Origin of the sequence: Brevibacillus panacihumi W25 (assembly GCF_000503775.1) — a bacterium.
In the GTDB taxonomy this organism is placed as follows: Bacteria; Bacillota; Bacilli; order Brevibacillales; family Brevibacillaceae; genus Brevibacillus; species Brevibacillus panacihumi_A.
Genome location: NZ_KI629787.1, coordinates 253,281 through 275,524 on the forward strand (window position 1 = coordinate 253,281; position 22,244 = coordinate 275,524).

Here is a 22,244-nt window from a genome sequence, read left to right on the forward strand (position 1 = left end):
ATGAAAAAGAAGATCCTACTATCCCTATTGATAACCGGTCTGCTGGCCGGATCTTCCATTCCTACTCAAGTGAGTCATGCAGCGAGCCAGCAATCCTTGGACAAGATCAATCGGGAGCTAGCAGAGATTCAGAGAAAGAAGAGAGAGCAAAAACAGCAGATCCAAAAGACGGAGCAAAGTATCGCTGCGGTGAAAAAGCAGATCAAGGATTTAAACACAGAGCTGATGCAAATCGATCTGCGCCGCAATGAAGCACAGGCCAAATTGGACAAGCTGGAAGCGCAGATGGAAGAAACGACGCTAAAAGCGGCTCAGGCTCAGGATGAGCTGGATGAAGCAAAAGATCGCGTTGCAAAGCGCGAAGTCCTGTTGAAGACGCGCGTCAAATCGATGTATGAGCGCGGCACCGTCTCGTATTTGGACGTGCTGCTCGGCTCCTCAGACTTCGGGGATTTTCTTACCCGGATGGAAGGCCTGCAGTTGATTTTGGCGCAGGATACGCGTATTCTTGAAGACAACTTGCGAGACAAGGAAACGATCGAGGCAAAGAAAAAAGAAATCGATCATCAGCTGACGGTCTACGCGGGGATGTTTGAAGAAGCAGAAGACTTGAAGGCCGAGCTGGACAGGCAGTATCAGAAGAGCCAGGTCGTCAAAGCTGAGTTGGACAAGCAGGAGAAACAAATGGCGGCGGACCTGGAGGAAGAGGGCCGCAGGCTCCTGGATATCACCCGTCAGGAATCTGCCAAATACGCGGAGCAAGTGCGGGCGATGAGTGCCAGCAGCAGCGGCTACAAAGGCGGCAGACTTGCTTTGCCGATCGCAGATGGAGCGTTTCGCTTCTCTTCCGGCTTCGGAGTGCGCAAAGACCCGTTTACAGGAAAATCTGCTGGGCATAATGGTGTAGACATGGCAGCGCCAAAAGGGACTACCATTATGGCGGCTGCTTCCGGAATTGTGACCTATGCAGGTTACTCCAACGGATTTGGCAACACGGTCATGATCAAGCATAGTGATGAAATCACCACCCTCTATGGCCATATTCGCGAGGGCGGAATCAAGGTATCAGTCGGACAAAGAGTTACGGTAGGGCAAAAAATTGCCGAGGTAGGCTCGACGGGACGTTCGACGGGGAATCACTTGCATTTTACCGTGTATAAAAATGACGAGGCAGTCAATCCGTTGCCTTACTTGAAGTAGGGTCCGATCCCAGACAAATATTGCTGCCGGCTTTCGCATAGACTAACAGGAATCTTTTGCCGGCAGCAAAAAGGATGGTGACGTGTAAGTGAAATGGAATGGACGTACCGTACTAGGCCTAGTAATCGTCTCGATGATTGCGAGCAGCTTTTTTACAATGGCGCTGCTGCGGCCATCTGCAAGTGCTACTCCAAACGCGGCACTTACAGCTTCAACGAATAAGCTGACTCCTGGAAATTCCCAAGGGTACCCGGAGGAGTTCAAGAAGCTGTATGAGGCTTTTTCCGCGATCAAGAAAGAGTATATCGAGAATGTCACCACTCAGCAGTTGGTAGACGGGGCAATTGGCGGCATGGTCGGCTCGCTCCAGGATCCATACAGCGATTATATGGACCCCAAGACTGCAGCAGACTTTACCTCTACCCTTCATTCGACGTTTCAGGGAATTGGCACAGAGGTTACGATGCAAAACGGTCGTGTCACGGTCGTTTCGCCGTTCAAAGGCTCGCCTGCGGAAAAAGCGGGACTGCGGCCCAATGACCAGATTATCAGCGTGAACGGGGAATCGTTGGAAGGATTGGATCTGCATCAGGCAGTAACCAAAATTCGCGGTCCCAAAGGCACCAAAGCCGTTCTGACAGTCGTGCGCCAAGGAGTGGCGGAACCGCTGACGATCGTCTGTGTGCGCGACGATATTCCGATCGAGACTGTGAACAGCCAGATTATGGAGAAAAACGGTGTGAAGGTCGGTGTCATCGCCCTGACGCAATTCTCCACAGAGACGTCCAAGCATTTCAAGGATCAGCTGGAGGATATGGAGAAAAAGGGAATCCAGGGACTGGTCATCGACGTTCGCGGCAACCCTGGCGGCTACCTCTTGGCTGTGAAGGAAATTGGCGAGCTTCTTGTGCCGAACCAAGGACTGATCGTCCAGATCGAATACGGCAATGGCGGCAAACAAAAGGAAGAGTATCATTCCAAGGCAGATGCTGCCAAACCGTATCCGATCACCGTTCTGATCAACGGCGGAAGCGCAAGTGCATCGGAGATTCTCGCAGGCGCGTTGCGCGACAGCGGCAATTACAAGCTGGTCGGCGAGAAGAGCTTCGGTAAAGGAACTGTGCAAAGCACGATGGAGATGGAAGACAAGAGCCAACTGAAGCTGACCATCGCCAAGTGGCTGACTCCAAATGGAGATTGGATCCATGAGAAAGGCATCGTTCCTGATTATGAGGTCAAGCAGCCTGCTTACTTCAACGCTACGCAGCTTCCGACTGACAAGGAGCTGGCACGCGACATGACCGGCGCCGATGTGAAGAACCTGCAGTTGATCCTGACGGGATTGAATCTTTCCCCGGGCAGAGACGACGGGTATTTCGACCAGAAGACGGAGCAGGCGATCAAGCAGTTCCAGACTTCGAAAAAATTGCCTGTCACCGGGAAGGTAGATGCAGCGACGCGCACTGCTTTGGAAGAAAGCCTGCGTGAAGTCATGCGCAAGCCAGAGAATGATCTGCAGCTGCAAAAAGCGCTGGATGTAGTATCGGGAAAATAAACCATTCGAGCAGGGAAGGGAAATTCCGGCCTTTCGTAGAAGTGGTAACCACGGCAAATCACAAGCCGTGGTTTTTCTTTTTCTATCTAGAGGTGAGACCAATGGCGATTCAGGGAGATGTGCTCTCGATTTTATACGGAATTCCCTTGCTTTTCCTAAATCCGGTGTTCTACCTGTTTCTGTTGCTCATCTACCTGCATTATCGAAAGCAGATGAATCTGGAGCGGCAATTGTTTGCAGCCCGTATACAGACACCGATCCTGCAGACGCTTCGTTCTGTCGGGATGGGGCTGGCAGGAGGCGTGCTGATCTCTGTTCTGGCGGCCGGTCTGGGAGTCGTCATTCAGGCACAGGACCTGTATCTGGTCTGGGCTTTAGCGCTGATTCTGGCATTGTTTCGCCTGCGCTTTTTGTGCTTCGCCTATGCAGTCGGCTCGTTGACACTGTTGCATGGCATCGCCCTGATCACGCCTGTGGCGTCGGAGGGAAGCGGCTGGCTAGGCGAGCTGTGGACGATGGTGGGACAGGCGAAACCGCTCCCGCTGCTGGCGCTGGTCGCCATCATGCATCTGATCGAAGCCATGCTGGTACGGTGGAACGGCGGCAGGGATGCGTCGCCGCTGTTCGTCGAAGGAAAACGCGGACGGATCGTAGGCTCCTATCTGCTCCATTCCTTCTGGCTGACGCCGTTGTTTCTGTTCGTGCAGATGGAGCCAGGCGCCATACAGGGGGCATTGTATCCAGGATGGCCGTTCTTCTGGCCGGAAGCCACTTCGTTTGGCTTGATGCTTCTGCCTTCTGTAACGGGGTTTTCCGATATGACGCAGACGACAATCCCTTATAAAAAAGCTGTACAAATCGCGAAACAGCTTACTCTCTACGCCGTGGCTCTGCTTGCGCTGACTGCTCTGTCTGCCTGGCTGTATCCGCTTATTCTGCTGGCTGCCTTGTTTGCCATCATCGGACATGAGGGCATGTTCTTCTGGAGCCAGCATCAGGAAAGACAGCGCTCTCCCTTTTTTATCCAATCTTCGCGGGGGGTCAAGGTCATGGCAGCCATACCTGGCACCCGTGCCGAGGAGATCGGAATTTTGCCTGGAGAAATTATTATCAAGGTGAACGGCATTCCCGTCCGCCACAAGGAAGATTTGTATCCGGCGTTGCAAGCCAATTCCGCTTTTTGCAAAATGGAAGTGCTCACCTACAGCGGTGAGATCAAGTTCGTTCAGTGCGCAGTGTATGCGGGCAATCACCATCAGCTGGGGATTATCGTGGTACCCGATGCCACCACAAGCGTATATGTTGATTTGAGCCGGTCCAGTGTCATACAGTTGATCAGGCAAAAACTGGAAAAATTGAATATCGGTGCATGATGAAGGGGAGAGAATACGGAAGCTTGGCGTATGCTCTCCCTTTTTCCTGTCTTTCCGTTAGTTTATTCTATTTTATTTTAGGGAAAAGGCTATTTTGGAAACAAATACAAGCTTCAAGCGTCAGAGTAGGTAGGTAAAAAACGAGGGAGAGGATTCATTCATGAAAGGTGCTAGAAAGCCTGGCATCCTGGTGCTTGCGGGTGTATTGGCAGCGGGGAGCCTGTGTGTGACCCCGTTGATGGAAGCAAGTGCTTTTGCAGGCAAAAAGGTACAGGCGGCTGCAACCGTGACACCAGTTCCCTTGCAGGTGTCCAAGGGGATTCAACAGGTAGTGAAGCTGGTCCCGGAGTTGGCAAAAACTCATGTGGCATATGTGGGGGAAGTAGATGGACCGGGTGTGAGCGGGGTGGCTGTTGCCTTTGCTAAGTCGGCTTCGGATCCGGATACGCAAAGCAATCGCGCTATTTTTGACCCGGTGACAGGGGGCCTGCTGGTTCTGGAATTGGCTCCACAAAAAGCAGAAAAGCCGGCTCTAACCGATCAACAAGCGAGCACGAGGGCTTTGGCGTTTGTCACATCCCTGGAAAATGGGAATACGTATCAGGCTTACGAAATCACGGTCAAGGATGGATTGACTACCGTACGGCTGGTCCGCAAGATCAATCATGTGCTGTTGGATGACGCTTATGATTCCTTCGTGACCTTTGACTCGACCGGGAGATTGGTTGGCTTTCGCAATTTCAACGGAAAGTCGCATGAAAAGCTGATACCTGCTACATTCCCGTCTGCCCAGCGGGTCATTTCCGCTCCGCAGGCCGCACAGCTTTTTATGAACAGCCAGCCTTTGGAGCTTGTCTACCTGTTGCCGGAGAAGGGAATGAGCGGACAAAGACAGGAAGCGCGCCTGGTCTACGTGATCAAGGATGGTGTCATCAAGCAGAGTCATACCGGGGGAGCTTTTGATGCGGTGAATGGCAAACGTCTGCTGGAATCAGCTGCGCCACAAACCTCGAAAACAGCCGCTCAAGCGGTTACGATCAATGGAACCGGTGAAAACTGGTCGGCCCTTACCGCAGGCCAAGCAGCGAATGTGGTGAGAGCGCTGTTTAAAAACGAGCCAGGAAAACTGCCTCTCGTATCCTTTGATCAGACTTTAGAGGACGGGCAAGTTCTTCGCTATTTTATCTGGGGTCATTTCCGTCCTGATGCCAAGAACGAAGATAAAATGTATGAGCTGGGTCTGTACCCGGATGCAGCAGGCTCTTCGGAGAAAAAGCATATCATGCTGGTGACTGACGCCAAGACAGGAGAATTGCTCCGTTATGTCAGCAAGAATGACCAGGCGAAAATCCAAGCGGGAGACGGCAAGCAGGTATGGAATGCGGCTGAAGCAACCCTGAAGCGCTTGTTGCCGTCGGGTCCGACTCCTCTGCGGGTGAGCAACGAGGGGTCAGGAGGAGAGGATAAAACGGTCCTGATCAACGCGGATCCAGTCGTCAACGGTATCCCTGTCTATCGCGAAGGGCAGACGGCAGCAGAGGGCATGTATTCGCTGCTGTATCGTGGAGGGGCGTTGGAGGAAGTGATTCTGAACCGTTCAGACGATCTCGTCTTCCCGCAGGCCTCCAAGGCCATCTCGCAGCAAGCGGCTGCACAGCATTTGCTCAAGGCCTTGCCTCTAGAGCTCTCGTACGTCCATCTGACCAATCCGGAAACGGGCGCTGTCACCTGGAAACTGGCATATGACCTTTCGTTCCGTCAAGCTCGTGCCCATTGCTTCTGCGGCCCAGGGGAGAAGGTGGATACCACAGTCCAGGTAGATGCTTTCAGCGGAAAAGTCACGGTGAAGGAATAATCGAATACAGAGAAAAGAAAATCCGCACTTGTCCAGACTGGATGAAGTGCGGATTTTGGTTTGGAAGCTACAGTTGGGCTTCGTAGCCCGTGATTTGCTGCAAAGATACTCGTTTGCCATTGTCCAAGACGAACTCGACCTTGCCGTTTTTCATGCTGACAGCCTGGATGACTCCGGACTGCTCGGCGGTGGAAGTGGTGCCGTCTGAGTTGGTGGTCGATTCGTGATAAGTGACGGTAAAACCGATCATCTGCGCGTATTGCAGCGAGTTGCTCATTGCCTGGCTCTCCGGCTGCTTGGTCATGCCCTGAATCTCATCCAGCTTGACGCTGTCGCCGTTGTCCAACTGGAATTGGGTTACTCCGTTCTTCATGGCAAACCCGGTGATAACGCCATTTTTTACCTCTTCTATAGGCTCTTGTCCCTCTACCTGGGTAGTGGTCTTGTAGGTGATCTCGCTGCCGATCATCTCCATGTGCTTCAGGCTGCTATCCAGCGCGTTGCCGGTCATCCCCTTGGATTCCAGGCCTTGTATGTCGTTGAGTGGAATCGGAGTGGACTCGCCGGAAATGCGGAAGTAGATCTTGTTGTTGTCCATGTATACAGCTTCGATATTGCCTTTCTTGGTTTCGATGGAGTTTTCTTGGGTCACGGGATCGGTGGTTGCCAGCGTGTAGGTTGCGGTGCGACCCACCAGTGATTCGTATTTCTCCAACGTAAGCATGCTGTTGTTGGATTGCTCCATCAATGCAGCCATCTTGCTGATTTTCTCCACCATGGTCATCATGCTGGTCTGCTGGATGAATTGGGAGTTGTCCATCGGGGACATCGGGTCCTGATGTTTCAGCTGCTCGAGCAAAAGCTTCATGAAGGCATTCTGGTCCAGCTCGGTAGAGAACTCCTTTTTGCCTTTGTAGCTCATATGGGGTTGTATATAAGGGTTATTTTTAACGGTGTTGTCCGACATGACGAACCTCCCTGAAAGTAGCGGATCTGCTATCATACATATCGGAAAAAAAGACAAAAGTGTAAAGACAAACGTTTGTTCGAATTTCCGGCTTAACTTCACCAGAATTGTGTTATAATGGATAGAAGAGATAGGCAACGAGGAGATGAACGAGGGAATGGATCGTTTTGAATTGGTATCGGAGTTCCAACCATCCGGTGACCAGCCTGCAGCCATTGCCGAGCTGGTCGCGGGTGTGAAAGCGGGCAAGCGGCATCAGACCTTGCTGGGCGCGACGGGGACGGGCAAAACGTTCACGGCTGCGCAGGTGATCGCCCAGGTAAACAAGCCGACGCTGGTCATGGCTCACAACAAGACCTTGGCTGCCCAGCTGTGCGCGGAGTTCAAGGAGTTTTTCCCCAACAACGCTGTGGAATATTTCGTCAGCTACTACGATTACTATCAACCAGAAGCGTACATTCCCCAATCAGATACTTACATTGAAAAAGACTCCAGTGTAAACGAAGAAATCGACAAGCTGCGCCACTCGGCGACCAGCTCGCTGTTTGAGCGGCGCGATGTGATTATCGTCGCTTCTGTTTCCTGCATTTACGGCTTGGGTTCTCCCGAAGAGTACAGGGAGCTGCTTCTGTCCTTGCGAGTCGGCATGGAAAAGGGACGCGACGAGGTCTTGCATCGGCTGGTAGACATCCAGTACACGCGCAACGACATCAATTTTGTTCGCGGGACGTTTCGCGTGCGGGGCGACGTGGTGGAAATCTTCCCTGCTTCACATGGCGAGCAGGCGATTCGCGTTGAATTTTTTGGTGATGAGATCGAACGAATTACTTCGATTGACGTCCTGACCGGCGAGATTCTGGGCCAACGGGAGCACGTCGCGATTTTCCCGGCCTCCCACTACGTTACGCGCGAAGAAAAAATGAAGCTGGCCATACAAAGCATCGAGGCAGAGCTGGCAGAACGGCTTTCCGAACTGCGTGAGGCAGGTAAGCTGCTGGAGGCGCAGCGGTTGGAGCAGCGCACGCGCTATGACATCGAGATGATGATGGAGATGGGCTTTTGCTCCGGGATTGAAAACTACTCGCGCCATCTGACAGGACTTCCGCCTGGGCATGCGCCGTACACGCTGATGGATTACTTTCCGGAGGACTACCTCGTGCTGATTGACGAGTCGCACATCAGCCTGCCGCAGGTGCGCGGGATGTACAACGGCGACCGCGCGCGCAAGGACGTCCTGGTGGAGCATGGCTTCCGTCTGCCATCCGCGAGGGACAACCGCCCGTTGAAGTTCGATGAATTTGAAGCGAAAGTGCCGCAGGCGATTTACATCTCTGCGACGCCTGGACCGTATGAGCTGGAGCATTGTCCAGTAGTGGTAGAGCAAGTAATTCGCCCGACCGGACTGGTCGATCCGACGATTTCTGTCCGGCCGATCAAAGGACAAATTGATGACCTGATCGGCGAGATTCAGGCAACCATCGCCAAAGACGAACGGGTCTTGGTCACGACGCTGACGAAGAAAATGTCGGAGGATCTGACCGACTATCTGAAGGATATCGGGATCAAAGTTCGCTATCTGCACTCTGACATCAAGACGATTGAGAGGATGCAGATCCTCCGTTCGCTGCGCCTGGGCGAGTTCGACGTCCTGGTCGGGATCAATCTTTTGCGGGAAGGACTGGATCTGCCGGAGGTATCGCTGGTAGCGATCCTCGATGCGGACAAGGAAGGCTTCCTGCGCAACGAGCGCTCGTTGATTCAGACGATCGGCCGGGCGGCTCGCAATGCGGAAGGGCGCGTCATCATGTATGCTGACAAGATGACGGATTCGATGACGGCAGCCATCCGCGAGACGGAGCGCCGCCGCCAGATTCAGATGGCGTATAATGAAAAGCACGGCATCACGCCGCAAACGATCAAGAAAGCAGTGCGCGAGGTCATCGAAGCAACCAAGGTGGCAGAGGAGAAGGCGGATTATCTGCCGCATGCTGACTTCAAGAAGATGCCGAAGAAGGATCGACTGGCTGTCATTGAGCGGATGGAAGAAGAGATGAAGGAAGCGGCGCGCAATCTGATGTTTGAACGCGCTGCCGAATTGCGTGACTTGATTATGGAGCTGAAGGCTGAACTCTAAGGAGAGGTTAATTTCATGCCATTGGAACATATCGTGGTGAAGGGCGCGCGCGCCCACAACCTGAAAAATATTGATGTTGTGATCCCGAGGGACAAATTCGTCGTTCTGACGGGCTTGTCCGGATCGGGGAAGTCTTCGCTTGCTTTTGACACGATTTACGCAGAGGGGCAGCGCCGTTATGTGGAGTCCCTCTCTGCGTACGCCCGTCAATTCCTCGGGCAGATGGACAAGCCGGATGTGGATTCGATTGAAGGGCTGTCTCCGGCGATTTCCATCGATCAGAAGACAACCAGCCGCAACCCGCGCTCGACAGTGGGTACGGTCACAGAGATCTACGATTACCTGCGTCTTTTTTATGCCCGTGTTGGGAGAGCCATTTGCCCTGAGCACGGGATCGAGATCCAGTCCCAGACGATAGAACAGATGGTAGATCGGGTCATGGAATATCCCGAACGGACCAGGCTGCAAATCCTCGCTCCGATGGTGCAGGGACGCAAGGGTGAACACGTCAAGCTGCTCGATGACATCCGCAAGCAAGGCTTTGTCCGCGTCCGCGTGAATGGAGAAATCATCGACCTGTCGGAAGAAATCAAACTGGAAAAAAACAAGAAGCACAGCATCGAGGTCGTCGTCGACCGGATCGTGGTCAAACCAGACGTGCAGGCGAGGCTGGCGGATTCTTTCGAGACAGCGCTCCGTTTGTCGGAAGGAAAGGTAATCGTCGACGTGATGGAGCAGGAGGAGCTTTTGTTCAGCGAGCATCACGCTTGCCCGATCTGCGGCTTCTCCATCGGGGAGCTGGAACCGCGAATCTTCTCCTTCAACAGTCCGTTTGGCGCCTGCCCGGAGTGTGATGGACTTGGTGTGAAGCTGGAGGTAGACCCGGACATGGTCGTGCCTGATGTGACCATTTCGCTGGCCGAAGGGGCTGTGGCGGCCTGGGAGCCGAAGTCCTCCACCTATTACCCGCAGCTGTTGGAATCAGCCTGCCGCCATTTCGGAATTCGCATGGATGTTCCCTTCGAGGAGCTGCCTGAGGAGCATGTGAAAATTGTTCTGTATGGCAGCCAGGGTGAAAAGATCCAATTCCGCTATGAGAATGAGTTTGGACAGGTGCGCGAGGCGACGGTTGCATTTGAAGGGGTTATCCCGAACCTCCAACGCCGCCATCTGGAGACCAGCTCTGACTATATTCGCGAGCAGATCGAGGGCTACATGAGCCAGAAGCCTTGTCCGGTCTGCAAAGGGCATCGACTCCGTCAGGAAAGCCTGGCAGTCAAGATCGGGGGCCGCAGCATTTCCGAGCTGACCGATTTGTCCATCGCAGATACCTATTCCTTCGTGGAAGGCCTGGAACTCACTGAAAAGGAAGAGAAGATCGCCAACCTGATCGTCAAGGAAATCCGGGCGCGTCTTCACTTTTTGATTGACGTGGGTCTTGATTATCTGACCTTGAGCCGCGCCGCCGGGACGCTTTCAGGCGGAGAAGCCCAGCGGATTCGCCTCGCTACGCAGATTGGTTCCAGCCTGATGGGTGTTCTCTACATTCTGGATGAGCCGAGCATCGGTCTGCATCAAAGAGACAATGCGCGGCTGATCAAGACGCTGGAGCATATGACCAAGCTGGGCAATACCTTGATCGTAGTCGAGCATGACGAGGACACCATGATGGCCAGCGACTACATCATCGACATCGGACCCGGTGCAGGAATCCACGGTGGAAAAGTGGTGGCGGCTGGGACTCCAGAGGAATTGATGCAGAGCGAGGCATCCCTTACAGGCGCTTATTTGAGCGGGCGCAAGTTCATTCCTGTGCCGATGGAGCGCCGTAAGCCGAGCGACAAGTGGGTCAAAATCGAGGGAGCCAAGGAAAACAACCTGAAAAATGTGACGGCAAAAATACCGCTTGGGCTGTTCGTTGCAGTTACAGGTGTTTCCGGTTCCGGGAAAAGCACCTTGATCAACGAAATTTTACAGAAAACCCTGGCGCGCGATCTGAATGGAGCCAAGGTGAAGCCGGGTGAGCATCGCCGCATCACTGGACTGGAGCATTTGGACAAGGTGGTCAATATCGACCAGTCACCGATCGGCCGTACGCCGCGTTCCAATCCTGCCACGTATACCGGCGTGTTCGATGACATTCGCGATCTGTTTGCCTCTACGAATGAGGCCAAGGTGCGCGGGTATAAAAAGGGCCGTTTCAGCTTCAACGTCAAAGGCGGGCGTTGTGAAGCGTGCAGCGGGGACGGGATTATCAAAATCGAGATGCACTTCTTGCCGGACGTCTACGTTCCGTGCGAGGTATGTCATGGCAAGCGCTACAATCGAGAAACGCTCGACGTGAAATACAAGGGAAAAAGCATTGCGGACGTACTGGAGATGACCATTGAGGATGCGGTGGAGTTTTTCCGCAATCTGCCGAAAATTGAGCGGAAGCTGCAGACGATCATCGATGTCGGGCTTGGCTACATGAAGCTGGGGCAGCCTGCGACGACCCTGTCCGGCGGGGAGGCGCAGCGTGTCAAGCTGGCTTCGGAGCTGTATCGCCGCAGTACGGGGCGTACGTTGTACATTCTCGATGAACCGACGACTGGTTTGCACACCGATGATATTGACCGCCTGCTCAAGGTATTGCAGCGATTGGTCGAAAATGGTGATACCGTACTGGTGATCGAGCATAATCTGGATGTAATCAAAACGGTTGACTACATCATCGATCTGGGACCTGAGGGAGGAACCCGCGGCGGCCAAATCGTGGGAACCGGCACACCGGAGCAAGTATCCGAACTGCAAGGCTCTTATACAGGAACCTACCTGAAGCCGATTTTGGAACGTGATCGGGAACGGACCAAGGCAAGGATGGAGCAATTAATCTCCAAATAATGGGTAATCGGAATGGCCGTTTGTATTCGCAAGCGGTCATATCTTTTTTCCCGTCCATCTAAAATGGTATAAGGAGGTCACTCGCATGGACTACGCAGCGGAAGCCTTGTCACATCTGCCAGAACATCTGGTACAAACGGCGAAGAATCTCTTCGACGGCCAAGACCCCGCACATGACTGGGAGCATAATCTGCGGGTGATCGGCATGTGTGAGCGCATCGGACGGGTAGAAGGGGCACAAATGACGGTTCTGCGCTTAGCTGCTCTGCTGCACGACATCGGACGGGCAGAGGAGCGAAGAACAGGAGAGTGCCATGCCGAGATCAGCGCGCGTCACGCCCAGGAGCTTTTGCAGAGGGAGGGGCGGGAATCAGGGCAAATCGAGCAGATTCAAGCCGCGATCCTCGCTCACCGCTTTCGCAAAGAGCGCCCGCCCGTTACGCTGGAAGAGAAAATACTCTTTGATGCGGACAAATTGGATTCCATCGGCGCGATTGGGGTAGCCCGCGCTTTTGCTTATTCCGGCGTGTTGGGACAGCCGATTGACACCAAGGACCCCGGGCAGCATACACCGCAAAAAGAGTTCGAATGGAAGCTGTCGCGCATCAAAGACAAGCTGTACACCTCTACAGCCCGGCAGATCGCCGAAGAAAGGCATCGCTTTATGACACAGTTTTTTGAACAGTGGGAAGAAGAAGTGCGAGGCATACGCTAACATGGACCGCTTGCAAAGAGAGGAGGGAAGCTGATGTTCCGATGGTTAGTCATGCTGTTCCTGAATGGTGCAGCTCTTTTTTACATCAGTTCGTGGTTCGATTCGATTACCATTGCGAATTTGTCTGTGGCGGTTTGGGCGGCTTTGGTGCTGGGGATCGTGAATACATTGGTCCGACCGGTGCTCATGTTGCTTACCTTCCCGCTGCATATCCTGACCTTGGGCCTGTTCTGGTTCGTTATCAATGCCGCTACATTCGCCCTGACAGCCTTTTTTATTGATGGCTTTGAGTTGGGACCATGGCCCGGCAATCTCGGCACCGTGATTGTCGCTGCGGCCTTGATGAGCTTTTTTGGATGGCTGATTGATTTGATTCTCGGAAAGAAAAAGAGATCATAAAAAAATCCCGCTTGTCCCTCATCGGAGGGGATACGCGGGATTTTCAAGTTTATCTTCACTATTTTTTCATCTCTTCAGATAGCTGCTTATCTCGGACTTGAGGAGGAACTGGTTCGTAAATCAGGCCAACCTTCAGGACTCCCGATAGATTTAGAGAAGAAATACGGGCAAAGAAATGATTGGACAACGTTTGTACCTTTTTCATTTTTCAACCACCCTCTCAAAGAAATTTTCCATGCGGGAAACAAGTTGGAACGAGCCAGGCAACAAAAGAGCAGATTGCATCAAAGCAGCGATGATGTTCGCAATAATTAGACTATAAGCATATTCTACCAAAAGGAGGGACAAGGTACAACTGGTTGCAAGCAAAAAAAGTACAATCTTCCTATTTCTTTTCTGGATTTCAGGATGATCAGGAACGTATGTATGTTTTGCGGGTGCATATCGGAAGTTGACCAGAAATGCAAGACCCATTGCTCCCAAAATTAGGAGATATATGTAAGGGGTAGGAACCGCCGGCAGATGCTTCAGAATATATCCGCCGGCGTTCATGAGAGAGAAGGTAGCGACCGCGCAGGTCCAAGGATTTCGCAGATGTACGCCCCCGGTAATCATGCGATACACAAAAAACAGGAAAGTGACGAGAAATACTTCTGCGATGATTCCAAACAATGCCGATACGATGAGCAAGGCAAGGCCGTTGATGATATTTAGCAGGACGATCTCGATGCCGTGAGCGAGCTGGCCAATCGAGTAAGGAGAATCCTCCGTCTTGATCTTTTTGGCGAGTTGTAAAGATATCTTCTCTGACCATGTCATATCATGATCCCTCCTAATCGCGATCCGATCGATTTGCAAAGGAAACATGGAAACGGGTTATGCCATTTTCAGAACAGACAGTGACTTTGCCTCCGTAACGCTCGGTTACAGATTTGACGATCGAAAGACCCAGACCTCCTTGCCCGTTTGTCTTCGTTGTATATCCGATGGAAAAGACTTCGTTCAGCTTATCCTCGGGGATGCAGGGGCCGCTATTTTCAATGATAAGAAAGAGTTCACGCTCGGATTGACCCCAATCCAGCCGGATATACCGATTTTCCTCAAGCTCGTAAGAAGTGGCACGAATGGCATTATCCAATAGATTTCCCAATATTTTGATTAAATCATAGGTTTTGATATGAGCAAATTGATTTCCAGTGGTTACATTCATGGTCAAAGGAATACGCTCTGCCAGACATAAGGCCATTTTGGACTGAAGCAAGGAGGAGACTGCGGGATTCTTGATTCCTCCCAGCACATGGGAGCTGGAATCTACCGTCTTCTCTGTGATCAGGATTTCTTGCAATAGCTGCTCTACGTACTCTTTCGCAAGATCATACAAACCCTTTTTCAAAAAGCCGTTAATAGCAGTGTAATGGTTTAGGGAGTCATGCTTGATCGAACGTATGGCAGTCAGCATATCGTGAATGCTTTTCAGATAAGGGGTCCCCGTCTCTTCTTCGACGCGATGAATGGTCAAGGTCAGGTATACTCGGAACAAGAAGACGATCAGAATAAATAAGACCAGGATCAATATTTGAAAGAGCATCTGAAATTGCGGGGTGTAAAGCTGTGCCAGAGTCGAATTGTTCTCTCTGAGAAAGAAGGACGTATTCATAAAGAGAATCAGCAAAAATTCGATGCTTCCTACCAAAATCAGCAGAAAAAGATAACGATTATATCGATTCCTCGGAAACAGGCGGCGTATATCAAATTTCATCTGCCGCAGGATCACCGCACAGATCAGCAAAAGCCCCAGATAGAGAAGCCGTACCACCACCATCAGCATGTTTGTCGAGAGGATATCCAGCCAGTAAATCTGTTGACTGTTGTAAATGATCAGCAGGATAAATTCTGCCAGAATCATGGAGCCCAAGCTCGCGGTAGACATAAAGACCGCCCTGAGAAGACCGGGCTGATACAAAAAGTAGAAAATCAAGGTCATGCAAAGGAACATGGTTAATACTTTGGGTTGATAAGATACTTCATACAAGGCTAAAAGCTCGCCACATACGGACAAGAGAACAGCGAACAGCAAAGCTTTCTTCTTATGCTCGAATATCGAACGGTTAAACATCGCCAGACCAATGGTCAACAATAAGAAGGCTTCCGGTACGTCCACAAGAACGAATCGCAGTATAAGATCCAAGATGATGCCTCCTTTCAGTCCGAGATTCAAAAGACTGATCTATGGTAAATACATGTGGCAAATCTATGAAACAATAGGTAACAACATTTCTATCTTATGAAATAAGAAGAAAAATGTAAATGATACAACAAAGTGTTGCAAGAAGAAGCAGGGAGAACGGTTGTCGCCGCTACACACCTTTCGATACAATAGAGGGAAGAACGGGGATGAAAATCCTTGTGTTAGGGGGAAGCCTCATGCGCAAGACAAATGTGGGTCATCTTGCCCATCATTTCAACATGAATATTTTAAGCGGCGAAGAAGGACTAGGAAGAGAAATAACTGTGACGGATCTCAGTCGTCCTGGGCTGCAATTAGCCGGTTACTATTCCTATTATGCAGAAGAGCGGATACAACTCTTTGGATTGACTGAGGTTACCTTTTACAAGACGTTGTCGCGGGAAGAGCGGCTGGAACGAATGAATTTTCTCATGCAGGGGCAGACGCCTTGTTTTTGCGTAACCCGCAATTTGCCTGTGCCGGATGAGATGATCGAGGTATCGAACACGTACAATGTTCCGGTGCTGCAATCCCCGCTGGCGACCACGACACTGGTAGGGAAAGTAACCAACTACTTGGAGAACCGCTTGGCTCCCACGACCACGATCCACGGGGTGTTGACGGATATCTACGGGGTCGGTGTCCTGATCATGGGCGCAAGCGGGATCGGAAAAAGTGAAGCGGCCCTGGAATTGGTCAAACGCGGCCATCGCCTGGTGGCAGACGATGCGGTAGAGATTCGGCAGACCCAAGGCGGACAGTTGAGCGGCAGCGCGCCGGAGTTGATTCAGCATTTGCTGGAAATCCGCGGCGTAGGCATCATCAATGTCATGACGATGTTTGGAGCCGGGGCAGTGCGAAATGTGAAAAATATTGAGATGGTCGTGCAGCTGGAGCTGTGGGAGCCGCACAAGATGTACGAGCGGCTTGGCTTGGATGAAGAGACAGTCAAGATCATGGATATGGAGATTCCGATCATCACTGTTCCGGTACGACCTGGTCGAAACCTCGCCGTTATCATTGAGGTAGCGGCGATGAACTTCCGTTTGAAGCGGATGGGCTACAATGCAGCGGTTCACTTCTCGCGCAAACAATCCGACGCGATTCTGGAGGATGCCGAAGCGGATCTCTAATGAAGAAGAAGGGGACAAGCCGAAATGAGAAACACCACGCGTTATCCCGTTCACGGTGCCAATCCGTTGTGGCAGATGTACAAGACCGTGAGCTTCTGGAAGGTGATGAAAAGCTTTGCTGTGATTCAACTGGCCAGATACACTCCCTTCTTGTCCTGGAAGAACTGGCTGTATCGCACCTTTTTGCGGATGGAGGTCGGGGAGCATACCGCCATTGCGTTGATGGTCATGATGGACACCATGTTTCCGGAATTGATCAAGATTGGGCGAAATAGCGTCATCGGATACAATACGACGATCCTGGCGCATGAATACCTTGTGGATGAATACCGTCTCGGAGAGGTGAGGATTGGCGATAACGTACTGATCGGGGCCAATACGACGATTCTTCCGGGTGTGACGATCGGGGACGGGGCCATTGTAGCTGCAGGAACCGTCGTGCACAAGGATGTTGCGCCAGGCGCTTTTGTCGGGGGCAATCCGATGCAGGTTATCCGGGAAGGTACAGCAAGCAAGGAAACGGAATGATTGTGAAAGCGGGGGGACACTCAATAGTGTCTCCCCTTTTTTGCTCTTTTCTGACTATTCGTATCGCTGTTGACCATCCATACATTCCGTGATACTCTTCTACATAACACTTTAGTTTGCTACCATATTAGCAGAGTAAAGCAACGAGGCGCAGGAGGGTATCACGATGACAAAGCCGTTGGGATTTGAAAAGCCGTTGGGAATGCGGGATATATTGCCAGATTCGCTGGTCAAACAACGGCATTTGGAAAGAGCGCTGCGGAAGTGCATTGAACCCTGGGGATACGAGGAAATTTCCACGCCCTCCCTGGAGTATTACGATACAGTCGGGGTTGCCAGCGCAATTGTAACCGATCGAATGTTTCGCCTGTTGGACAAACAAGGACATACCGTCGTTTTGCGGCCAGATATGACGACGCCGATCGCACGGGTGGTTTCTTCCTTATATAAAGATGTGCCGTTGCCAATCCGTCTGTTTTACCAAGCGAATGTGTTTCGAGCCCAGGAAAAGGAAGCGGGCCGCAATGCGGAGTTTTTTCAGACGGGGATTGAGCTCATTGGCGATGCGTCGGAGGATGCGGATGCCGAAGCGATTGCCCTGGCTGTCTTCTGCCTGCGGGCGGCAGGTGTAGCGACGTTCCGAATCGCTATCGGTCATGTCGATTTCGTCGAGGGTCTGCTGGAGGAAGAGATTGCCGATGAAGAGGTGAAAAGCCAATTCCGCACCTTCCTGTATGAGCGGGATTTCGTCGGATACCGCCAGCTGCTGTCATCCCTGGAGCTGCCGGGGGAGTCGAAGCATCGATTGGAGTCCCTGCTCCGTCTGCGCGGCGGCAAGGGAAAGATCGACGAGGCCAGAGAATTGACGGTGAATGGAAAGGCGCGCAGAGCGGTCGATACAGTCGCTTCTCTCTGGGATGCGCTGGAAGCGTATGGGGTGACGGACGATCTTTTGCTCGACTTCAACCTGATCAGCAATTTGAATTACTACACAGGTGTTGTCTTTGAAGGATACGCGGCAGATCTGGGCTCGCCGCTGCTTGGCGGAGGACGCTACGATCATCTGGCAGCCCAGTTTGGACGCCCGGCGCCAGCTACAGGCTTTGCGATCAAAATGGATCGCCTCTTGCTGGTCACGCCAGAGATGGATGGCCCCCCGCCTGCTCGAGTCCTGCTGTGCTATACCGCGCAGCGACGACGTGAAGCGTTGGCGGAGGCGCAATTGCTGCGCGAGGATGGTCTGGTGGTCGTGACGAGGCTGATCGAACAAGAATCCGATGTAACGGACAGCGACAAGGCTGTGTACGCCAAAATAATCTGCATGACGCAAAAGGAGGAGTAGGAGATGAGCTCATTGGACCGTTCACAAAAACTGACCATTGCGATGCCGAAAGGGCGCATCTTTGAGGAAGCCGTCCACTTTTTGCAGCAGGCAGGCTTGCAGGTTACGGCAGAATTGCAAGACTCGCGCAAGCTGGTCATTCCCGTAGAAAACGCGCAGCTGGAATTTATCTTGGCGAAGCCGACGGATGTACCGACCTATGTAGAGTACGGCGTCGCGGATGTCGGGGTGGTAGGCAAGGATGTACTGCTGGAAGAAGAGCGCGACGTATACGAGCTGCTGGATCTGCAAATTGGCTACTGCCGAATGATGGTGGCCGGCATGCCGGATTGGAAGCCGACAGAGGCGCCGCGTGTCGCCACGAAGTATCCGAAAATCGCTTCTCGCTATTTTCGCGAGCAGGGGCAGCAGGTGGAGGTCATCAAGCTGAATGGATCGGTCGAGCTGGCCCCGATGATCGGGCTGGCGGATCGCATCGTCGACATCGTCTCCACGGGCCGTACCTTGAAGGAAAATGGGCTGATCGAGCTGGAGCATATCTGTGAAATCACGACAAGGCTGATCGCCAACCGCGCAAGCTACCGGATGAAAAGTGGGGCGGTAGACGATATTGCACAGAAGTTTATGGAGGTTATCCCTCGTTCAATCAGATAGAAAAGGGTGAGCAACATGCTGAGAATCATCCCAGCCGAGCAATACCAAGCCAAACGCTCTGTCGATTCGGGGACGAAAGAGCAGCAAGAAACGGTCAAAGCGATCCTCGCCGAAGTCAAAGAACGGGGGGATCAAGCGCTCCGTTCCTATACAGAGAAGTTCGACCGAGTGGCATTAGCCGATTTTCGCGTGAGTGAAGCGGAGTTCGCAGAGGCGGAGTCGCTTGTTTCCAAGGATGTGCAAGAGGCATTGAAAGAAGCAGCCGCCAACATTCGCGACTTCCATGAACGGCAGGTTCGCCAATCCTGGTTTTCCACCAAAGAGAGCGGAACGATCCTCGGCCAAATCATCCGTCCATTAAAACGAGTGGGATTGTACGTACCCGGGGGAACAGCCGCATACCCGTCCAGTGTCTTGATGAATGCCGTCCCTGCGAAGATTGCCGGAGTATCGGAAGTGGTGATCACGACGCCGCCTGGAGCGGATGGAAAAGTAAATCCGGCGATTCTCTTCGCTGCCAAAATCGCGGGTGTGACCGAGATCTACAAGGTAGGAGGAGCGCAGGCGATAGCGGCCCTCACCTACGGTACGGAGCAGATCAAAGCGGTGGATAAAATCGTCGGACCGGGCAATATGTACGTTGCGCTGGCGAAAAGAGAAGTGTTTGGTCTGGTCAGCATCGATATGGTAGCGGGTCCGAGCGAAATCGCCGTGCTGGCTGACGATACCGCCAATCCGCGTTATGTGGCAGCGGACCTGCTGTCCCAGGCCGAGCATGATCCGATGTCTGCAGCTGTGCTGGTGACCCCGTCGACAACTTTGGCGCAGGCCGTAGCGCAGGAAGTTGAACGCCAATTGGCCGATTTGCCGCGCAAGTCGATCGCGGAGGCTTCGATTCGCAACCATGGCGCGATTATTCTGGTAAACGATCTGGACGAAGGCTTTGCCGTGATCAATGAGATCGCACCGGAGCATCTGGAGATCATGACGGCAGATCCGTTTGCGCATCTGGGCAAGGTAGAGAATGCCGGGGCTATTTTCCTCGGGCCATACAGCTCTGAACCTGTCGGCGATTATTTTGCAGGCTCCAATCACGTGATCCCGACGAACGGCACCGCGCGTTTTTCCTCGCCTTTATCGGTGGATGACTTCATCAAAAAATCGAGTGTGGTCTCCTACAGCAGACGTGATTTGGAGGGGAATGGACATAAAATCGTGACCCTTGCCGAACAAGAGGGGCTGGCTGCACACGGCCGTGCCATATCAGAGAGGCTTCGTGACTTTACAAGTGAAGAGCAGGAGCGTGACAACGGATGAGCGAGCAGCAAAAGCGTACAGCGCAGATTGAGCGCAATACAAAAGAAACACAAATCGCCCTCACCTTCGGGATAGACGGCACGGGCGAGAGCAAGCTGGATTCAGGCGTGCCTTTTTTTGATCACATGCTGGACGCGTTTACCCGCCATGGCTTTTTCGATCTACAGGTGCAGGCCAAGGGAGATATCGAGATCGACTATCACCATACAGTCGAGGACATTGGGATCTGCCTGGGCAATGCTGTACGGGAGGCATTGGGCGATAAGAAGGGGATCAAGCGCTACGGCAACGCCTTCGTGCCGATGGATGACGCTTTGGCACAGGTCGTGATCGACATCAGCAACCGCCCGCATCTTGAATACCGGGCGACGTACCAGACGCCGATGGTGGGACAGTTTCCTACTGAGCTGGTTCACGAGTTTTTGTGGAAATTTGCTTTGGAGGCGCGCATCAACCTGCACGTGATTCTCCACTATGGTCACAATACGCATCATATGATCGAAGCGATTTTCAAGGCATTGGGCCGCGCACTTGATGAAGCGACAATGATCGATCCGCGCGTCAAAGGCGTTCCGTCTACCAAAGGGGTTTTGTAAAATGATCGGCATCATCGACTACGGCATGGGGAATTTGTACAGTTTGAGCAAGGCTTTGGAGCGGTTGGGGTACACCTATGAATTCGTCTCCCGACCGGAGCGGCTGAAGGAGTATACGGGGCTGATCCTGCCAGGAGTCGGTGCGTTTGGGGATGCTATCGCCAACATCAGGGAGCTGGGCCTGGTGGAAGGAATCCGGGACTATGCCGCTTCTGGCCGACCGATTCTCGGGATCTGCCTGGGGATGCAGCTTTTGTTTGACAAAAGCGAGGAGCATGGCGAGCACCAGGGCTTGTCCTTGCTCGCAGGAGAGGTCGTACGTTTTCAAGGGGAATACAAGGTTCCCCATATGGGCTGGAATCAGCTGGAGATCAAAGGCGATGGCGCCAGAAAGCTGCCGCTGCTGGACGGCGTGCAGACAGGCGATTATGTCTACTTCGTGCACTCGTACCACGTCCGGGTAAAGGCGAGGGACATCTTGCTGGCGACGACCGATTACTACCAGGACGTCACGGCGATCGCAGGGCAGGGAAATGTGTACGGCATGCAGTTTCATCCAGAAAAAAGCGGGGACACGGGCATGCGTCTCTTGCGTAATTTCGCGGTGCAGTGCGAGGGGGGCTTGGCATGAGTTTTATCATCTATCCGGCTATTGATATTCGAGGCGGCAAATGTGTTCGGCTGTTCCAGGGCGATTATGCGCAGGAGACCGTCTATGCGGACTCTCCGGTGGAAATGGCGAAGCGTTGGGTAGCTCAAGGAGCAGAATGGGTCCATTTGGTTGATCTGGACGGGGCGAAGGAAGGGAAGCCTGCAAACGCCGAATTGATCAAGGAAATCGCTCGTACCATTTCCGTTCCCGTCCAGGTAGGCGGGGGCATTCGCACAGAGGAGCAGATTGCTGATTACCTGCAAGCGGGAGTGGCTCGCGTCATCGTCGGTACTGCAGCTATCGAGGACGAGCCTTTTACCAAAAAAATTCTTGCGGCTCACGGCGACAAGATCGCGATCGGTCTCGACTGCCGCAATGGTCTTGTGGCTACGCGGGGCTGGCTGGAGACTACCGATGTGAAAGCGACAGAGCTGGCCCAAAAGCTCGTCTCCTATGGGGCAGAGACGTTTATCTATACCGATATTGCACGCGACGGCACCTTGACTGGACCCAATGTGGAAGAGATCGCGGGGCTGGCTGTCGCGACGGGCAAGTCCGTAATCGCGTCCGGCGGAGTCAGCAAGCTGGATGACCTGCTGACGCTTTCGGCACATGCGGCTGACGGGGTGTCCGGTGCCATCGTGGGCAAGGCGCTGTATACGGATGCTTTCACTTTAGACGAGGCACTGCGCCGCATGGGGGAGCGTGAGTAGG

At 52.8% G+C, this 22,244-nt stretch carries 20 protein-coding genes; 16 read left to right on the top strand and 4 right to left on the bottom strand.

Annotated elements, in window-relative coordinates; translation table 11 throughout:
* The 4 genes from T458_RS54650 (at window position 1) to T458_RS54665 (ending at window position 5,983) form a co-directional block, all read left to right on the top strand.
* Window positions 1–1,200 carry a murein hydrolase activator EnvC family protein gene (locus tag T458_RS54650; protein WP_023555351.1) on the top strand — a complete coding sequence of 400 codons (1,200 nt, stop codon included), beginning with the start codon at window positions 1–3 and terminating at the stop codon, window positions 1,198–1,200.
* An 88-nt stretch (window positions 1,201–1,288) separates the two neighbouring features.
* Entirely contained in the window at window positions 1,289–2,755 is a 1,467-nt protein-coding gene (locus tag T458_RS54655) for a S41 family peptidase (RefSeq protein WP_023555352.1), read from the top strand.
* A 101-nt stretch (window positions 2,756–2,856) separates the two neighbouring features.
* Entirely contained in the window at window positions 2,857–4,128 is a 1,272-nt protein-coding gene (locus tag T458_RS54660) for a PDZ domain-containing protein (protein WP_023555353.1), read from the top strand.
* Window positions 4,129–4,288: 160 nt separating this feature from the next.
* The gene (locus tag T458_RS54665) at window positions 4,289–5,983 is read left to right on the top strand and encodes a hypothetical protein (protein ID WP_023555354.1); all 1,695 of its coding nucleotides are present in this window, start codon (window positions 4,289–4,291) and stop codon (window positions 5,981–5,983) included.
* Window positions 5,984–6,050: 67 nt separating this feature from the next.
* Here T458_RS54665 and T458_RS54670 read toward each other — a convergent pair whose 3' ends face one another.
* Window positions 6,051–6,950 (bottom strand): flagellar hook assembly protein FlgD, encoded by a 900-nt coding sequence (locus T458_RS54670; protein WP_023555355.1) that lies wholly within the window; start codon window positions 6,948–6,950, stop codon window positions 6,051–6,053.
* 157 nt (window positions 6,951–7,107) lie between these two features.
* Here T458_RS54670 and uvrB point away from each other — a divergent pair, with 157 nt between their 5' ends.
* The 4 genes from uvrB (at window position 7,108) to T458_RS54690 (ending at window position 13,081) form a co-directional block, all read left to right on the top strand.
* Window positions 7,108–9,084, top strand: coding sequence for an excinuclease ABC subunit UvrB (uvrB, locus tag T458_RS54675; protein WP_023555356.1), 1,977 nt, complete (start codon window positions 7,108–7,110; stop codon window positions 9,082–9,084).
* Window positions 9,085–9,099: 15 nt separating this feature from the next.
* Window positions 9,100–11,967: an excinuclease ABC subunit UvrA gene (uvrA, locus tag T458_RS54680; RefSeq protein WP_023555357.1), complete on the top strand. Its 2,868-nt coding sequence runs from the start codon at window positions 9,100–9,102 to the stop codon at window positions 11,965–11,967.
* An 85-nt stretch (window positions 11,968–12,052) separates the two neighbouring features.
* Window positions 12,053–12,682, top strand: coding sequence for an HD domain-containing protein (locus T458_RS54685; RefSeq protein WP_023555358.1), 630 nt, complete (start codon window positions 12,053–12,055; stop codon window positions 12,680–12,682).
* Window positions 12,683–12,715: 33 nt separating this feature from the next.
* A complete protein-coding gene (locus T458_RS54690; protein ID WP_023555359.1) occupies window positions 12,716–13,081 on the top strand; it encodes a phage holin family protein in 366 nt (121 codons plus the stop codon).
* Between the two features lie 58 nt (window positions 13,082–13,139).
* On the opposite strand, the gene T458_RS57405 is transcribed toward T458_RS54690, so the two are convergent.
* The 3 genes from T458_RS57405 to T458_RS54700 are packed head-to-tail and all read right to left on the bottom strand — an operon-like array spanning window position 13,140 to window position 15,269.
* Window positions 13,140–13,286: a hypothetical protein gene (locus tag T458_RS57405; RefSeq protein WP_023555360.1), complete on the bottom strand. Its 147-nt coding sequence runs from the start codon at window positions 13,284–13,286 to the stop codon at window positions 13,140–13,142.
* Window positions 13,283–13,900, bottom strand: coding sequence for an accessory gene regulator B family protein (locus T458_RS54695; RefSeq protein WP_023555361.1), 618 nt, complete (start codon window positions 13,898–13,900; stop codon window positions 13,283–13,285). The genes T458_RS57405 and T458_RS54695 overlap by 4 nt, the downstream gene beginning before the upstream one ends.
* A gap of 13 nt (window positions 13,901–13,913) precedes the next feature.
* Window positions 13,914–15,269 (bottom strand): sensor histidine kinase, encoded by a 1,356-nt coding sequence (locus tag T458_RS54700; RefSeq protein ID WP_023555362.1) that lies wholly within the window; start codon window positions 15,267–15,269, stop codon window positions 13,914–13,916.
* A 236-nt stretch (window positions 15,270–15,505) separates the two neighbouring features.
* Between T458_RS54700 and hprK the strand changes: the two genes are divergently transcribed.
* The 8 genes from hprK to hisA all read left to right on the top strand — a co-directional run bounded on the left by hprK (window position 15,506) and on the right by hisA (window position 22,243).
* Window positions 15,506–16,441 (top strand): HPr(Ser) kinase/phosphatase, encoded by a 936-nt coding sequence (gene hprK, locus T458_RS54705; RefSeq protein ID WP_023555363.1) that lies wholly within the window; start codon window positions 15,506–15,508, stop codon window positions 16,439–16,441.
* A 24-nt stretch (window positions 16,442–16,465) separates the two neighbouring features.
* Window positions 16,466–16,969 (top strand): acyltransferase, encoded by a 504-nt coding sequence (locus T458_RS54710; protein WP_023555364.1) that lies wholly within the window; start codon window positions 16,466–16,468, stop codon window positions 16,967–16,969.
* A gap of 166 nt (window positions 16,970–17,135) precedes the next feature.
* Window positions 17,136–18,311 (top strand): ATP phosphoribosyltransferase regulatory subunit, encoded by a 1,176-nt coding sequence (locus T458_RS54715; protein WP_023555365.1) that lies wholly within the window; start codon window positions 17,136–17,138, stop codon window positions 18,309–18,311.
* A 3-nt stretch (window positions 18,312–18,314) separates the two neighbouring features.
* Entirely contained in the window at window positions 18,315–18,965 is a 651-nt protein-coding gene (gene hisG / locus T458_RS54720) for an ATP phosphoribosyltransferase (protein WP_023555366.1), read from the top strand.
* Between the two features lie 15 nt (window positions 18,966–18,980).
* Complete coding sequence (gene hisD / locus T458_RS54725; protein WP_031306331.1) at window positions 18,981–20,282, top strand: histidinol dehydrogenase; 1,302 nt, start codon at window positions 18,981–18,983, stop codon at window positions 20,280–20,282.
* Window positions 20,279–20,878 (top strand): imidazoleglycerol-phosphate dehydratase HisB, encoded by a 600-nt coding sequence (gene hisB / locus T458_RS54730; protein WP_023555368.1) that lies wholly within the window; start codon window positions 20,279–20,281, stop codon window positions 20,876–20,878. Before hisD ends, hisB begins: the two co-directional genes overlap by 4 nt.
* A 1-nt stretch (window position 20,879) precedes the next feature.
* Window positions 20,880–21,509 carry an imidazole glycerol phosphate synthase subunit HisH gene (gene hisH / locus T458_RS54735; protein WP_023555369.1) on the top strand — a complete coding sequence of 210 codons (630 nt, stop codon included), beginning with the start codon at window positions 20,880–20,882 and terminating at the stop codon, window positions 21,507–21,509.
* Entirely contained in the window at window positions 21,506–22,243 is a 738-nt protein-coding gene (gene hisA, locus T458_RS54740) for a 1-(5-phosphoribosyl)-5-[(5-phosphoribosylamino)methylideneamino]imidazole-4-carboxamide isomerase (RefSeq protein WP_023555370.1), read from the top strand. Before hisH ends, hisA begins: the two co-directional genes overlap by 4 nt.
* Window position 22,244 lies beyond the last annotated feature (1 nt).

What these genes read in the sequence shown, in the direction of transcription:
- T458_RS54690 (WP_023555359.1), top strand. Translation starts at nt 12,716, where the DNA reads ATGTTCCGATGGTTAGTCATGCTGTTCCTGAATGGTGCAGCTCTTTTT.
- hisD (WP_031306331.1), top strand. Translation starts at nt 18,981, where the DNA reads ATGCTGAGAATCATCCCAGCCGAGCAATACCAAGCCAAACGCTCTGTC.
- T458_RS54695 (WP_023555361.1), bottom strand. Translation starts at nt 13,900, where the DNA reads ATGACATGGTCAGAGAAGATATCTTTACAACTCGCCAAAAAGATCAAG.
- T458_RS54665 (WP_023555354.1), top strand. Translation starts at nt 4,289, where the DNA reads ATGAAAGGTGCTAGAAAGCCTGGCATCCTGGTGCTTGCGGGTGTATTG.
- hisB (WP_023555368.1), top strand. Translation starts at nt 20,279, where the DNA reads ATGAGCGAGCAGCAAAAGCGTACAGCGCAGATTGAGCGCAATACAAAA.
- hprK (WP_023555363.1), top strand. Translation starts at nt 15,506, where the DNA reads ATGCGCAAGACAAATGTGGGTCATCTTGCCCATCATTTCAACATGAAT.
- uvrB (WP_023555356.1), top strand. Translation starts at nt 7,108, where the DNA reads ATGGATCGTTTTGAATTGGTATCGGAGTTCCAACCATCCGGTGACCAG.
- hisH (WP_023555369.1), top strand. Translation starts at nt 20,880, where the DNA reads ATGATCGGCATCATCGACTACGGCATGGGGAATTTGTACAGTTTGAGC.
- T458_RS54685 (WP_023555358.1), top strand. Translation starts at nt 12,053, where the DNA reads ATGGACTACGCAGCGGAAGCCTTGTCACATCTGCCAGAACATCTGGTA.
- uvrA (WP_023555357.1), top strand. Translation starts at nt 9,100, where the DNA reads ATGCCATTGGAACATATCGTGGTGAAGGGCGCGCGCGCCCACAACCTG.
- T458_RS54670 (WP_023555355.1), bottom strand. Translation starts at nt 6,950, where the DNA reads ATGTCGGACAACACCGTTAAAAATAACCCTTATATACAACCCCATATG.
- T458_RS54715 (WP_023555365.1), top strand. Translation starts at nt 17,136, where the DNA reads ATGACAAAGCCGTTGGGATTTGAAAAGCCGTTGGGAATGCGGGATATA.
- T458_RS54650 (WP_023555351.1), top strand. Translation starts at nt 1, where the DNA reads ATGAAAAAGAAGATCCTACTATCCCTATTGATAACCGGTCTGCTGGCC.
- T458_RS57405 (WP_023555360.1), bottom strand. Translation starts at nt 13,286, where the DNA reads ATGAAAAAGGTACAAACGTTGTCCAATCATTTCTTTGCCCGTATTTCT.
- hisG (WP_023555366.1), top strand. Translation starts at nt 18,315, where the DNA reads ATGAGCTCATTGGACCGTTCACAAAAACTGACCATTGCGATGCCGAAA.
- T458_RS54710 (WP_023555364.1), top strand. Translation starts at nt 16,466, where the DNA reads ATGAGAAACACCACGCGTTATCCCGTTCACGGTGCCAATCCGTTGTGG.
- T458_RS54660 (WP_023555353.1), top strand. Translation starts at nt 2,857, where the DNA reads ATGGCGATTCAGGGAGATGTGCTCTCGATTTTATACGGAATTCCCTTG.
- hisA (WP_023555370.1), top strand. Translation starts at nt 21,506, where the DNA reads ATGAGTTTTATCATCTATCCGGCTATTGATATTCGAGGCGGCAAATGT.